Below are 15,641 nucleotides of genomic sequence, written 5' to 3' on the forward strand. Positions count from 1 at the left end.
TTTATAAGATAAGCAAGGTATTGTAGCCCTTGCTAAGAAAGATTAATACTGAGAGTCGTCAGTTTAAGATAACGTAAGCTCAAAAGTGTGGGCGACTATTAAGCCGCCCATACCTTGCTAAAAGCGATAGCTCAAACTTAACGTATAGCGACTGCCATAAGCATTATGGTTTATAGAATCAAAACCTCGACTTGAACCATACAGTTTAGGGGGTTCTTTATCGAAGATATTATCGATACGAGCACGGATTGATAATGCATCATTTATAAAATATCCGGCAGATAAATCCCATACTAGCCAGTCATCAACATCGCGTTTTAATTCATCATTAAGCTCGCCAAGTTCTTCTAACTCATCTATTTCACGGCCACGCAGCCCTTCAATATCATCCTCATAGCTACTGGTATAATTGGCGCCTAGGTTTAAATAATAACTCTCGGCATCCCAATCGATAGAGAATCTGCCTACATTTTCAGGGTAGCGATAAGTGCCGATTAGCTTTTCGATTGTATCTGAACCGGGTTTGTTTCGCTCAAACTCTAAATAGTGTGTACCATCGAAAGCGAGTGTTAAGTTGCCTGTTGCAAAAAGAAAACGATGATCGAATTTAAAGTCGATACCCGCTAAGGTTTGTGTGCCGGTATTTTCCAGTGGAATAACATGGTCTCTAAATAGTGGCAGGAATAGCTCATCTTCGCGCGGGTTAAACTCACTAATATAGTTTGTTAGGATCTCTGAAAGATTTGCGCCATCACTTTCGATATTAAGGCCAGCATTATCGGTTACTTCACACAGCTGCTCTTCGTACGAAATACCTTGTTGGCCTTGTGGTACTAAGCCACAGTGACGAAGAGAAGCATCCGTAATTGCTCTATCTAGTACGGCAGTCATATTGGTATCGATGACTTGCTCATGATCAAAATGCCAATAATCGACAGTGAGGTTGGTATTTACAGATGGGCTCCACACAAAGCCAATGCTGAGCGCTTCAGATTCCTCGGCTTTGAGTGCTTGGTTCCCAAGTTCTAGGCTGTTAACACTGACTTCTGTACCATCACCCATACAGTATAAGTCTGCAACTGCCTGATTTGCGCCGCAATCAAAGCTTGATTGTGTGGTACGTAATTTTACGCCAGCTTGAGTTAATGAAGGTGCTCTAAACGACGTTGACCAAGAGCTCCTAATAATTAGAGAATCTGAAGGGCGGTAGCTTAAACCCACTTTAGGGTTAAACGTTCCACCAAAGTCATCGTAATGATCGTAACGACCAGCAACTTGCAGTTCTAGCTGCTCAGTAACTGGCATATTCAACTCTACAAATGCAGCGTATTGCGTACGGTCTGCTTCTGATAAGCTCGAGCCAAAACCAAAAACATCAACTAAATAACCATTTTCAGCACGCGCTTGAGAGTCTAAAGACGGAATATCTTTTAACTCTTCTCGGCGAGCCTCAATACCAAATGCAGCATAAATGGGTAACTCATTAAATGTAAATAAGTCGCCATTAAAGTTTAAATCCCATCCGTAAACTGTACTTTCACCACTTCTACTAGGGTTTGCTTTTGCAAGCTCAAGCACCGTATCATTATTAGCATCACCCTGTAAAAAAGGGTTGTAGAATGGCATTAACTGACCTTGCGCACAATTGAGCTGTGTTCCATCGTATGTAGCCGTTGAACCGTCAGAGCATAATTCACCAGTGATTGCAGCATGAAATTGGTAGCGGTTGTAAATACCATCAATCGCTTCTTGCTCTGACTTAGAACGAGAAAATGTTACACCTGACTCCCAACTCCAATCACCAATGTAACCAGCTAGGCTACTGACTAAGCGAAAGTTTTTAGTTTCAACTTCAACAGTACGCGGTGAATTAAAACGTGCATCAAATGCAAAGCCATAAACATCTCGACCTGCTTGAGTGGTAAATGGATCAATATAAAGCTGGTCCATAAGGTCGTTACTGCCATCAGCGTTATCATAAATGAATAGCGCATCTTCTATGATATACGGACCATCATCATCGTTTATTTGATTGATTGGTGCAGGTGATGAATAGGCTTTTGATTTAGTTTGGCTATAGAAGAAATCGGTATGCCAATCTAAATCACCTAAGCTGCTGTTAAACATAAAGCCAGTTGAAAGGCTTTCAAATGGGGTTTCTAGGTAATCATCTTGGTTAGCATAGTAAGCACAAATTTGCTCACCATACTCAGTCGTGACAAGTTCTGTTTTACAGTTTGGCGCAGGTAGCTCATTGCCATCTCGACTACTGTAGTAATAAATGTTCGGCGAGTTCTCAAGTTTGGGTAAGTATGAGTAACCATTCACTAAATTAGGTGTTGCGGTATAGCTTCTGTCGGTTGCTTTAAAGGCATTGCGGTCGTAAATATCAGCAAATACCGTTAAGTTACTTTCACCTATATTCGTGCCGTAAACCAAGTTAAGTTGCTTCTTACCTTCGTCATGACTGTCAAAACTATTGGTGTAAGAAGTGTTTACTTCAGCTCCTTGAAAGTCATCTTTGAGAATATAGTTAATAACACCGGCGACAGCATCAGACCCATAAATTGCCGATGCACCAGTGGCTAAAATATCAATTCGCTCAATTGCAGCAAGTGGAATTGAGTTCACATCGACAAAGTTTTCAGTGCCTGCTGCGAATGAGCTAGCTGCTACACGTCGGCCATTAATGAGTGTTAATGTGGCAGAAGGCCCCATACCTCTGAGGCTAGCCGCTGATTGACCCGCTGGTGTTGAGGTTGATGTACCACCACTTTCAGATGTTGAAAAGGTACCTGAACCGCCTTTGAAAACGGATAAATCTTTTAATAACTCATGAATGGTGTTCGCTCCTGAGCGCTTGATTGCATCTTGGTCAAGCACGGTAAGCGGGATGGTTCCTTCTAAATCAACCCCTTTAATTCGTGATCCTGTTACTTCTACTCGTTCAATTTTTTCTGATTGTTGGTCGTTTTGAGCATACACAGCGTGTACTGGGCACAGCACAGCACTGATTGCTACAGCAATTGATAACTGACGAAACATATTGATTTACCTTTGCCTTAAAAAACACACGGCAAAACCGTGACGTTTTGAATAATTGTTATAATTTTTTAGACAGGGCAGTAGGTTATAGACACAACTAGCCCCTCACAGGAAGTGAGGTGTGGCTACTCGTCAAACCACTCCGAAAGGTAGTGTGGAGAGTAGAAATATGTGCAAAGCGATAATGCGTTTTTCAACATAATTCCAATCCGTAAGGTCTTTTGACAAAGCTAGCGATACAGTGCTAGCTTACTCGCGTTTTTAAATGTTCCTTTTTTTTATAGCAAGCAACAAAAAGCTGCGCAAGCAATTTTCTAATATTTTTTTACAAGAGTGTAACAATATGAACATCCTTAAGGAGCAAAAGACTAAATATCAAACTTCAGCTTTTTCTTTGGTATTTGGTTTGTTTTTCGCGTCATTTGGCAGCAAAGTTTATGCAAATGATCAACAGCAAACGTTGGTCTTAGTCGGCGGTGCCTTGACCACTTGCTCAAGTATGAGCCCTAAAAATTGCCTTTCGAATAAACAGATCAGTGGTAAACAGAATAATCAATATCGATTAAATAATGATGCCTTAAGTGAAATTAAGACAAACTGGCCAACCAAGAATAAAAAAAATCGTCAGCAAACGCTCAAGGTTTTAGCACAAATTGCACGTCAAAACTCAGGTGTGATCACTAAAAGTGATATTTTATGGGCATGGCGTGATTTAGATAACAAGCTACTAAACGAACTCACTGATTCAGAATACAACTTTGTCATAGATTCACTTGAAGTTGCTGTATTAAATACAGATTCGACCCGTCAAAAAGAGCAGGTTAGTACAAGCGATAATAACGAAAGTGCAGCTAATGATATTTTAGACTTCGTTGCTGCTTCTTTAAAAACAACCACCAAATCACCAGCAATTTTGGCTGTTACAGCTTCAAGCAGAGACCCATATGAATCAGCTGACTTTTATGAAGGGTTATTAAACTTTAATGGTGTTGAATCAAGCTGGTTACCTCTTACTCCTGCCTTAGCAAAAGCGATAACCAGTAAGCAATGTGAGAGTTTGGATTCTTTACGTAGTGACTCCATGGGCGTTTTTAATCGTGAGACAATTTACCCTGATCGAACTAAGGCCGAAAAAGCGCTTTGTGATAAAGGGGTAGATCATTTAGTTGAGCTAATTGAAAATGCCACGGGGATTATGTTTAACGGGGGCGATCAAAGTTTAACCAGAAAAGTTCTTTTTGATGAAGAGGGTAAGCAATACCCTTGGACTCATGCAATTTTACAAAGGCCATTACTTGTAGGCACTAGCGCAGGCACTGCGGTGCAAAGTGGTGGTAAAAATGCCTATGGTTCAGTACCAATGATCACAAACGGCACAAGTTTAGCTGCAATGAGAGAAGGTGCGTTTGCGGTATCACCGCCAAGTGAACGCTGTGATAATGAATGTGGTGATAAGCTTTCAGCAGATTCACTCACTTATGAAAAACAAGGTGGACTAGGCAGTTTTCCGTACGGTGTTCTTGATACACACTTTAGCGAGCGTAACAGAACAATGCGTTTGGCTAGATTACTGGCAGATACAAAGCAAAAGAATGGTTTTGGCATTGATGAAACCACAGCCCTTGTATCAATTCGAGCAGGTAAAACCTCATTAATGACGGTGATTGGTAAAAGCGGTGTCGTGCATGTTCAATCAGACGCTAAAAACAGCGGAGCAATTAGTTATTGGCCTGCAGGTGCAGTTATTGATGTAACAAAGGATGGCTTTAATCTCGCTAAACGAACTGTTGATAATGCACTCCCTAATATTAAAATTCCGCCACTGCCGATGCAGCGTTTTGGCACTATTTTTTCAGATGCTAAATTACGTTCGCTTGTACAAGCTATGTGTTTAACCCAAGAACAACAGGCAGTAGCCCAGCACGATGAGTTTTTATTGGATTTAAATGCCACTGACAATACTCATTATTACCGTGTAAATACGAGTAGTACAGGCTGTGCGGTAGAAAACCTAGCTTTTAAAGTTAAGACATTTTAGCAGTTAAGGTACTGAAAAAGTAGTGGATTATTTGTTCATTATTAGTTAGCGTTAGACTAATAATGAACAAACCATGGAATGGAGTTATGAAATATAACGTACTACTTTTATTTATTTTTGGCTGTTTATTTGCCTATTTATCTATACCAGTCATAGGTTATGGCGCAGCTATTGCGATACCTACAGTAGTACTTTCCCCGCTTTATGAATTGTCACCTAACTTTGCTTTATCAATGGTTGATATCGTTACTTTAGGTCTTCCTTTATTAGCGTTACTTTTGGTGTTTTTATTAATAAGTAAGTCGCTTTATCTCAAAGACAAAGCGTATTCATATTTTATATTGCTGACACCATTTTTTGCACTGCATTTATATTTTGCTTTTAACACCTTTTCTGCAAATATTGATAACACCACTTTACTGACTAGTTTGCCTAAGTATGTATTACTAGTGCTATTTGTGGCGCTTTTTTCTACTCATAAGAAACCGAACTTTAGTTGATGTAAGTCATACGCGAAAGTTCAACATATAAGCTAATCTCTAATTAATCAGTGAACGAAGTTGGTAACACAATGAAAAAATTACTGCTATTAACAAGTGGGGGTGATTGCCCTGGGCTTAATGGGGTGATCAGAGCGGTGGTTAAAGCAGCCGAACATGATGGCAATTGGCAGGTGTATGGTAGCCGAAGAGCGTACTGTGGTGTGCTTGAAAAGCCTAACGATATTATACACTTAACCAGTGAAGTGGTGGCTGGTATTCATGTTCGTGGTGGAACAATTCTGGAAACTGTTAATAAAGGAAACCCAACCGCATTTCCTGCTGAAATAGCTGGCGAACAAGTGTTTATTGACCGATCTGATGAGCTGATCAGTACGATAAAGCAACTTGGTTTTGATGCGGTAATAAATATAGGTGGTGATGGTTCACATAGGGTATCTCAGCATTTATTTGAGCATGGCTTAAATATCGTTGGGGTACCAAAAACTATTGATAATGATTTATATGGTACTGATTACACAATTGGTTTTCAGACTGCTGTCGACACAGCTACCGAAGCCATTGATCGGCTAATACCAACAGCGCAAAGTCATAATCGGGTGATTGTGACAGAAGTAATGGGGCGCGATGCAGGCTGGATTTGTTTGCACTCTGCTATTGCTGCCGGTGCTGAGGTCGCACTTATTCCAGAAATTCCTTACGATATTGAAGCGATTAAAACCAAATTAACGTCACGTTTTGATAAAGGCCATGGATTTGCCAATATCGTCATTTCAGAAGGAGCTAAACCTATTGCTGGTGGTGTTGTAAGTAAACAATCTAATGAACGTGGTTACGAAAACCCTGTACTAGGTGGTATAGCTGAGCAACTTGCTTCGCAGATACGTGTTGCGCTTGATCTTGATGTAAGAGTCACTGTGTTAGGGCATATACAACGGGGTGGTACACCGAATGCGTTCGATAGGGTGCTTGCAGCAGAGTTTGGGGTTAAGGCATTTGAGCTAGTAAAGAAAGGTCAGTTTGGTTTTATCCCTGTCAGTAAAGACGGTGAAATTAAACCAATCAGTTTAAAAGAAGCTACTTCAGAATATCGCGTCATTCCTTTAGAGCATTCTTTAATAACAAGTGCCCGCGCTATGGGCATGTGTTTAGGCGAATAATCTGCGAATTGTTATTCCTTCAATTCGCATATCTAATAGTTTTAAAACAACTTTCTCAGTTATCTTCGCAATAATTCAATTAGTAATTTATTTATTGCACAAAAAGCACGCGCTAAAGCAAGCTATTTATTTAATGTAAAGTTCTTTAAAGATGGTTGATCTGTGCCTTTTTTAGTTTAGAATGATCGTTCACTCTAAACTAAGGAACTACACATGCAGCGCTCTCGCATTCCATTTTTTGCACTGTCAGCTTTGGCTGGTGCTGTTTTATTATCAGGCTGCGGCCAATCTGAATCGGCTCAAGGGCAAACGCAGGCAGCACAAGCTGTACCTGTTGGCGTTATTGAGATGCAAAGCAAACCTCTTACGCTAACTAAAGAATTGCCAGGCCGTGTGGCTGCTTCACGTATCGCGCAAATTCGCCCACAGGTTAACGGTATTATTCAATCACGTATGTTCGTTGAAGGTGCTGAAGTAGAAAAGGGCCAAGCCTTATATCAAATCGATCCATCTACTTTTGAAGCTGAAGTAGCGACTAGCAAAGCGGCTATCACAAAAGCACAAGCAAGTATTGCTAATGCAAAAGCAAAAGCTGAACGCTATAAAGAACTATTGAGTATCAAAGCAGTAAGCCAACAAGATTACGACGAAGCAGATGCAGCATACAAAGGTGCAAAAGCAGACTTACTAACAGCTCAAGCGCAGCTTAAAACTGCTGAAATCAATTTAAACTACAGCAAAGTGTTAGCACCAATTAGTGGTCAAATTGGTAAATCAGATGTCACTGCCGGTGCACTTGTTAGCGCTAATCAAGCTACAGCATTAGCAACCATTACTCAATTAGACCCTATTTATGTTGATTTAACCCAGTCGAGCAGTGAACTAACACGTTTAAAAAAAGCCATTGCTGCGGGTGAGCTTGATAAAGATGCTGCTTTACATTCAAAAGTTGAATTAAAGATGGAAGATGGCAGCACTTATCAACATAAAGGCACATTGCAATTTTCTGAAGTAACCGTTGATCCAAGCACAGGCTCAGTAACGTTACGTGCTGAATTTCCTAACCCTGAAAAATTACTACTGCCTGGTATGTATGTTCGTGCAGTGATTGTTGAAGGTGTGAAAAGTGATGCGATTTTAGCACCGCAACGTGGCGTAAGCAGAAACACTAAAGGTGAGCCTACTGCCATGGTTGTAAGCAAAGACAACACAGTAGAAGCTCGCGTGCTTAAAACAGATCGTACTGTGGGCTCAAACTGGTTAGTGACAGATGGCCTTAACAGTGGCGATAAGCTAATTGTTGAAGGTTTACAGAAAATCCGCCCAGGTGCACCAGTCAATGCAATGCCTGCAGAATCAGCAGCTAATAGCCAGTAACGGAGAAACTTAATGTCACGATTTTTTATTGATCGGCCCATATTTGCATGGGTACTTGCTATCGTTGTGATGCTGGCAGGTATCTTAGCAATTAGAAGTTTGCCGGTTGCGCAGTATCCATCAATTGCACCACCTGCAATTAGTATTCAAGCCACATACCCTGGTGCGTCGGCCCGTACTCTTGAAGATACGGTTACACAGGTTATTGAACAAAAAATGAAAGGGCTAGATGGCTTGCTCTACATGTCATCAACCTCTGAGTCAAATGGCTCAGCGACGTTAACCTTAACCTTTAGTGCAGATACAGACCCTGATATCGCACAGGTTCAAGTACAAAACAAACTGTCGCTTGCAACACCGTTATTGCCAGAAGAAGTACAGCGTCAAGGTGTCTCGGTTGCAAAATCTGCCCGTAACTTCCTGATGGTTGTAGGCTTTGTATCAGAAGACGGCAGTATGAATAACATCGATATCGGTGATTATGTTTCATCAAACGTGCTTGATATTATTTCGCGTGTAAATGGTGTCGGTGAAGTACAACTGTTTGGTTCTCAATATGCAATGCGTATTTGGTTAGACCCAGCTAAGTTACTTAAATACTCGTTAACTCCTGCAGATATTAGCGCTGCAATCAGTGCTCAAAATGCGCAAGTGTCGGCAGGTCAACTAGGTGCCTTGCCAGCAGTAAGTGGCCAACAATTAAATGCAACGGTGACAGCGCAAAGCCGTTTACAAACACCTGAGCAATTTAGAAATATTTTTGTAAAAACCAATGCTGATGGTTCAGTTGTTCGCCTAAGTGACGTTGCAAATGTTGAATTAGGTGGTGAAAACTACGGTGTTGTTGCGCGCTTTAACGGCAAACCTGCATCGGGTTTAGGTGTTAAGCTTGCCAGTGGTGCCAACGCACTTGATACTGCAGACGGCGTAAAAGCCGCGCTTGCTGAACTTGAGCCTTTCTTCCCTGAAGGTTTAACTACGGTTGTTCCTTACGATACGACGCCATTCGTATCACTTTCAATTGAGAAAGTAGTAAGCACTCTGATTGAAGCTGTTGTACTGGTGTTCTTAGTAATGTACTTATTCTTACAGAACTTCAGAGCAACACTTATTCCGACCATTGCAGTACCTGTTGTATTGCTAGGTACGTTTGCCATTTTACAAGTGTTTGGTTTCTCAATTAATACACTCACTATGTTTGCGATGGTACTTGCCATTGGTCTACTGGTAGATGATGCCATCGTTGTTGTTGAAAACGTTGAACGTGTAATGACTGAAGAAAACTTATCGCCATTACAAGCAACACGTAAATCGATGGATGAAATCAAAGGCGCACTTGTCGGTATTGCGATGGTGCTGTCGGCTGTATTTGTGCCTATGGCGTTCTTCCCAGGCTCTACAGGTGTAATTTACCGTCAGTTCTCAATCACTTTAGTAACAGCTATGAGTCTATCTGTGCTAGTTGCGTTGATTTTAACACCAGCGCTTTGTGCGACTATTTTAAAACCAAGTCATGTTCACAATAACAAGTCATTTATTGGTCGTTTCTTCCTTGGTTTTAATCGTGGTTTTGACAAAACAAACTCGGGTGCGCAAGGTTTTGTGTCTCGCATGATCAAACACAGTAAACGCTACTTACTTATTTACGGTTTAATCGTGGGTGGTATGGTGTTTATTTTCTCACAATTACCATCGGCATTTTTACCAGATGAAGACCAAGGTATTTTGTTTAACCAAGTGAGCTTACCTGCGGGTGCGACAACAGAGCAAACGTTAAAAGTCGTTGAAAAGATGGAGCACCACTTCTTAGAAGATCAATCAGAAGCGGTTAAATCTATCTTTACGGTAACAGGTTTTAGCTTTGCAGGTTCTGGTCAAAATGCGGCTATCGGCTTTGTTGGGTTAAAACACTGGGATGAACGTCAACGCCCTGATCTATCAGTCGGTGCAGTTGCGGGTAAAGCCATGGGTTACTTTTCAACGATTAAAGAAGCGTTCGTATTTGCTTTCCCACCCCCAGCGGTTGTTGAGCTTGGCACTGCAAACGGTTTTACCTTGTTCTTACAGGATAGGGTTGGCCTAGGTCACGAAAAACTACTTGAAGCACGTAACATGTTTTTAGGTATGGCTGCGCAGAATCCTGTGCTATCGGGTGTGCGCCCGAATGGTCAAGAAGATAAGCCAGAGCTTGAACTTGATATTGATTTAGCAAAAGCCGAAGCATTAGGTCTTACTCAAGCTGATATCAATAATACGTTATCGACAGCGTGGGGTAGTAGCTATGTAAATGACTTTATCGACCGTGGCCGTGTGAAAAAAGTGTACTTACAAGGCACACCTGAATCACGCATGGTGCCAGAAGACTTAGATGAATGGTATGTACGTAACGCAAGTGGTGACATGGTGCCATTTACGGCGTTTGCTCATTCGTATTGGACTTATGGCTCACCGCGTCTTGAGCGTTACAACGGCTTCTCAGCGATGGAAATACAAGGTGCGGCTGCGCCGGGTTACAGTACTGGTCAAGCGATGGCTGAAGTTGAGAAAATGGTTAAGAAATTACCAGCTGGCGTGTCGTTTGAATGGACAGGTATTTCATATGAAGAGCGCTTAAGTGGTGGTCAAGCACCATTGCTTTATGCACTTTCATTGTTGGTTGTATTCTTATGTCTAGCGGCATTATACGAGAGCTGGTCAGTTCCTGCTGCGGTTATGCTAATTGTACCGCTTGGGGTATTTGGTGCATCGATTGCCTCGTTTGTATTTAATTTATCTAACGATATTTATCTACAAGTAGGTCTTTTAACCACCATAGGTTTGGCATCAAAAAATGCCATCTTAATTGTAGAGTTTGCGATTCATAAAATGGATGAAGGTATGAAATTAGTCGATGCTGCTGTGGCTGCTATTCGCCTTCGTTTACGTCCAATCTTTATGACATCAATGGCATTTGTCTGTGGTGTACTACCCCTAGCAATTGCATCAAGTGCGGGTTCGGGTGCGCAAAACGCACTAGGTATTGCTGTTATCGGCGGTACACTTGCTTCATCGACCATTGTGGTGTTGTTTGTACCATTGTTCTTTGTACTGGTGCGTCGTGTATTCCCAGGTAAAACAAAATCAACGAATGAGGAGCAGGCATAATGAAAGCTAAACTAATCTCAGTGTCTGTTGCTGCACTTATGTTATCTGCCTGTAATATGGCGCCAGATATGGAGCAGCGTGAATTACCCGTTGCTCAAAACTATGATATCCAAGGTACAGCAGGCGATATCAATGCGCTCAATTGGCAGTCATTTTTCAGTAATGCGCAGCTGCAACAGCTGATTGCGCTCACACTTGAAAACAACAAAGACATAAAAACTGCTGCACTGAATGTGCAGCAGGTAAGAGCAATGTACCAGATTGAAGATTCAGCGCTTTACCCAAGCATTGATTTGAATGCATCGGGTACGCGTCAGCGTCTTCCGGCAGATTTATCTGGTACCGGACAAGCAACTATTTCTGAAAATTATTCAGCGACTGTTGGCCTAACCGCTTATGAAATTGATCTTTGGGGCAAAGTCCGCAACCAATCAGAGCAAGCTTTGCAAAATCTTTATTCGGCCGAATACAGTTTAACAAGTGTACGCATTAGTTTGATTTCAGAATTAGTGAATGCATGGCTTAACTATGCGACGGACAAAGAGCTTTTGGCACTTGCAAACGAGACTTTAAAGTCACAGCAGGAGTCTTTAGAGCTAACCCGTAAAACATTTGCCCTTGGTGCAGCTTCTCAGTTAACGCTATCGCAACTTGAAAGTACGGTAGCAACCGCGAAGGTTGATATTGCAAACTATCAGCGTTTATTAAAGCGTGATAAAAATGCCCTCGATTTTTTAGTGGGTAAAACTGTCACTGCGGATTTATTACCATCACAAAATATTGATGATGTACTGAGTTTACCGGATGTACCAGTGGGGTTACCGTCTGAGCTATTGACTCAGCGACCTGATATTAAAGCAGCTGAGCATGATTTACTGGCAGCCAATGCAAACATTGGTGTGGCAAAAGCGGCATTCTATCCAAGCATCAGTTTAACCGCGAATGCGGGGACAGCTTCAGCTGACTTGAGTAATCTGTTTGATTCAGGCTCAGGTACTTGGAGTTTTGTACCTTCGGTAAATTTGCCTATTTTTAATATGGGTCGTAATCAAGCTAATCTCGATGTTGCAAAAGCTCAACAAGAAATGGCACTAACCAGCTACGAGCAAACCATACAGCAAGCGTTTAAAGAGGTTTCTGATGCACTTGCTGATCGTGAAGGTTATATGCATCAGCTAGATGCGCTCAATGACTTATATCAAAGTAATGAGCTATCTTTTACTTTATCGGATGCGCGTTTTCAAAAAGGGGCAGACAGTTACTTACAAGTATTGGATGCACAACGAAATTGGTACAGTGCTGGACAACAGTTAATTTTGGGTAAACAAGCATATCTGGCGAGCCAAATTAATTTGTATAAAGCACTGGGTGGCGGCTGGAATGCACAAAAATCTGTGCAATAAATCAGCAAAAGCATAATTTATTTAAGGTTTTGCAGGATCTTAGTTGTTTTGACTCTCCTCTAAGATTAAGATCCTGTAAACCTTGTTTAAATTTAAGTTAACCATAGTCAGTAAAGCTTGGAGAAACCATGACGCAAAAAACGAAAAGACACAATGACCCTGCGCTTGCCGAGGCAAGACGTAATCAAGTGCTTTGTGCCGCAGCGGATTGTTTTCGACGTAAAGGCTATCATGGCGCGGGAATGGCCGAAATTTCTAAAACTGCAGGCATGAGCGCCGGCCATATTTATAATTACTTTGCCAGTAAAGAAGCAATTATAGAATCGATTGTAGAACGTGATATGGAAGAAATGTTCTCAATTTTTAAAGAGTTTGCTGATAAACCAGGCGACCGCGTTACTGTGTTGCTTGATGGTCTTGACAGAGGTGTTGAGCGCCATACCGATTTAAATCAAGGTGCACTTGATTTAGAAATGTTGGCCGAAGCTGCGCGTAATGAAAAAGTAGCTAACTTACTACGTGGCTCAGATAGCCACGCTCGTGATTCAATGCGCGAATTATTAGTAGGTGAAAGAGGGCCGTTACAAGGAACGGCACTTGAAGAAGTAAATGCTCGTATTGAAGTGATGTTTTCTGTCATGGGGGGGCTCTTGTTGCGTAAGATGTTAAACCCAGATCTTAATATCAATGAGTTACATAAAGCGTTGCGTCCGGCAATGAAAACCTTGTTGTTACCGTTTGAATAAAGTGCTTGTTAAAAGCGCTTGTTAAAAGCGCTCTATAGACCATTGGATTGCCATAATTGCAATTAGCACTGAGCCTGCTGGCATAATGGCTTTTTTGTACCAGGGGTTATTTCTAAGTAGCATTAGTAGCGGTAAACAAATAGCTAAAATAACCAGTTGACCAATCTCAACCCCTAAATTAAACGCTAAAATACTCATTAGCTGGTATTCATTTGATAAGCCAAGCTCACCTAACACACTCGCAAATCCCATACCGTGCAATAGACCAAAGCAGAAGGTGATCCAACCTAAACGCACAATCATTGGCCAAATATTATTTATTGCAGCAAATAATACTGAAAGCGCAATACCTAATTCTACCCATCGGGTGTTTGGCGATATGATATTCATAGCAGTTGCTGTGAGGGTCATTGAGTGAGCAAGCGTAAAAGCGGTGATGATCCAAGCTGTATCAACAAGGATTTGTTTTTTAGACTCGACACGTTGCCACTCGCCTTGCTTACGTACTAACACACAGCCCAGCAATAGCGCGATTAAGAACAAAATATGATCTGTGCCCATCCAAATATGTAATATGCCTTGATGTACATATTCAATAAACGTTGTGGTGAAGCTTTGCTCTTTAAAGTTGATAACTTGTTTTGCCGTATTTTGTTCAAATACGCGGCTTGATTTAGCAATGGCGGCAATTGCTTGATGATGCTCATCTATATCAAATAGGGCTGTGTAATTAACTGTTATAGAACTATCAGATGGACAATCAACTTGTAGTGGCACATGGATATACGACTGATTAAAGTGGTTATCTATACTAAGTGCACCATCAACCGTGACCTTGCAGCTTTGATTTTGTTGTAACACATTAAAATGGCTATTTAGATAGTCTAATACTGCTTGTTGCTGTGATGTAATTTCATGCCATGTAATTACATTATCTTGATTTTTATCGAACTTGATCGCTTTATCGAGGTCAGTCACAGAGGATTGCCAAGAGCCTGTGAGTGAAAGTGTATGACTCGTTTGTTGTTCTAAAGTAAGGTAAGCGGTACTTTGCTGGTGGGCATAACTGGTAAAACTAAAAATCAATAGAAATAGCGTAAACAACAACGACTTTTTCATGTTTATTCCTAAGATAATACTGGCGGGCAAGTCTTATGCTCGAATGACCGCATTTCTTTTAAGATAAGTAAAAAGGGGCTGTTACTATAGCAAGTACACAGGTTTAACGGCTAGGTCATCTGTCTTAGAAATAGTGGCTTTGCTCGTGTTTTAATAATGAGTGTTTTGGCTTTGTATGGTTAGTTGACGTTAAGTTCAGCTGTATAAAGAATTTCACTTGGGGAGCCTGATTGTGAACCGCCAATCGGTTCTCGACTTATCGCCAGTAACGCAATATTTTGCGGTTTAAATAATGCATTTCGGGCAATTTCTTTACTGTCTGTTTTAGGTAATAAAGCAATAGGGATGGCGCTAGGGTAGCCTTTTAAACGGATCCATAACTGGTAGTCATTATCAGTTTGAAAACTCATGTCACTAGCCGCTTTTAGTAAAATGCTGTGATCGCTTATATCTAAACTCCAAAGTGGCTTATTTGATGAATCATAAAATGTCACTGAATGAGTGACTTTATCGCTAAATGACTCTTGCGGTTGCCAAGTAATTAACACCAATACAATACAGACTGCTGTGGCAATTGCACCCCAAGCCTTAAAAATTCCATAGTTAGGGTCTTTTGCTTTCTTCTGTGTTGGTAAAAATATGGGGTCAATTCGTTTTGTGATTTTATCCCACACTTGTTGATCGGGTGGGTTAGATTCAATCGCGTTTTCTAAATTCTTTATATGCCTTTGCCATAATGAGGTTGCGTATCGGGCTCGAGGAGAGGTGCGCATTAAGCGGCTAAATCTATCACGGGCATGGCCATGTAATATGCCTAGAACGTATTCTGCTGCAAGTAAATTAAGTAGCGTTTGGTCATCGTATTTCATAACGAATTAGGCTCGAATTGATTTAAGTTTTTGACAAAAGCGACACTCAAACTCTGTGATTATTAGTTTTTGCTTTTAATTTAGACTAGCAGGGAAAAACAGCTTGGCAAATTTATCAATCGTGCCTTGTGTAAATAATTGTAAGTTATTCATAAAGTTGTGAAAAAATGTCCTAAACTTAAAGTATAGGTTTTTAAGTGAACGCTAAGCTACTGATTTTAAATAGCCACCAAGTTTAAA

Annotated in this window: 10 protein-coding genes; 7 read left to right on the forward strand and 3 right to left on the reverse strand. The window is 41.0% G+C overall.

Translation table 11 applies throughout. The features are described from left to right. Positions 1-117: 117 nt before the first annotated feature. The gene (locus NH153_RS10765; protein WP_063703639.1) at positions 118-3,045 is read right to left on the reverse strand and encodes a TonB-dependent receptor domain-containing protein; all 2,928 of its coding nucleotides are present in this window, start codon (positions 3,043-3,045) and stop codon (positions 118-120) included. A gap of 343 nt (positions 3,046-3,388) precedes the next feature. Here NH153_RS10765 and NH153_RS10770 point away from each other — a divergent pair, with 343 nt between their 5' ends. The 7 genes from NH153_RS10770 to NH153_RS10800 all read left to right on the forward strand — a co-directional run bounded on the left by NH153_RS10770 (position 3,389) and on the right by NH153_RS10800 (position 13,413). After that, positions 3,389-5,083 (forward strand): cyanophycinase, encoded by a 1,695-nt coding sequence (locus tag NH153_RS10770; RefSeq protein WP_063704471.1) that lies wholly within the window; start codon positions 3,389-3,391, stop codon positions 5,081-5,083. 86 nt (positions 5,084-5,169) lie between these two features. Continuing rightward, entirely contained in the window at positions 5,170-5,583 is a 414-nt protein-coding gene (locus tag NH153_RS10775; RefSeq protein ID WP_063703642.1) for a hypothetical protein, read from the forward strand. A gap of 71 nt (positions 5,584-5,654) precedes the next feature. Further along, complete coding sequence (locus NH153_RS10780; RefSeq protein WP_063703644.1) at positions 5,655-6,743, forward strand: 6-phosphofructokinase; 1,089 nt, start codon at positions 5,655-5,657, stop codon at positions 6,741-6,743. Between the two features lie 213 nt (positions 6,744-6,956). Beyond that, on the forward strand, positions 6,957-8,120 hold the full coding sequence (locus NH153_RS10785; protein ID WP_063703647.1) for an efflux RND transporter periplasmic adaptor subunit: 1,164 nt from the start codon (positions 6,957-6,959) through the stop codon (positions 8,118-8,120). 12 nt (positions 8,121-8,132) lie between these two features. Next, positions 8,133-11,264: an efflux RND transporter permease subunit gene (locus NH153_RS10790; RefSeq protein ID WP_063703649.1), complete on the forward strand. Its 3,132-nt coding sequence runs from the start codon at positions 8,133-8,135 to the stop codon at positions 11,262-11,264. Continuing rightward, positions 11,264-12,667 (forward strand): efflux transporter outer membrane subunit, encoded by a 1,404-nt coding sequence (locus tag NH153_RS10795; protein ID WP_063703651.1) that lies wholly within the window; start codon positions 11,264-11,266, stop codon positions 12,665-12,667. Before NH153_RS10790 ends, NH153_RS10795 begins: the two co-directional genes overlap by 1 nt. 128 nt (positions 12,668-12,795) lie before the next feature. Continuing rightward, on the forward strand, positions 12,796-13,413 hold the full coding sequence (locus NH153_RS10800) for a TetR/AcrR family transcriptional regulator (protein ID WP_063703653.1): 618 nt from the start codon (positions 12,796-12,798) through the stop codon (positions 13,411-13,413). Between the two features lie 21 nt (positions 13,414-13,434). On the opposite strand, the gene NH153_RS10805 is transcribed toward NH153_RS10800, so the two are convergent. Beyond that, a complete protein-coding gene (locus NH153_RS10805) occupies positions 13,435-14,532 on the reverse strand; it encodes a HupE/UreJ family protein (RefSeq protein ID WP_063703655.1) in 1,098 nt (365 codons plus the stop codon). A gap of 179 nt (positions 14,533-14,711) precedes the next feature. Beyond that, positions 14,712-15,401 carry an anti-sigma factor gene (locus tag NH153_RS10810; protein WP_063703658.1) on the reverse strand — a complete coding sequence of 230 codons (690 nt, stop codon included), beginning with the start codon at positions 15,399-15,401 and terminating at the stop codon, positions 14,712-14,714. Positions 15,402-15,641 lie beyond the last annotated feature (240 nt).

It is taken from the genome of Pseudoalteromonas gelatinilytica (assembly GCF_001641615.1).
Taxonomy (GTDB): domain Bacteria; phylum Pseudomonadota; class Gammaproteobacteria; order Enterobacterales; family Alteromonadaceae; genus Pseudoalteromonas; species Pseudoalteromonas gelatinilytica.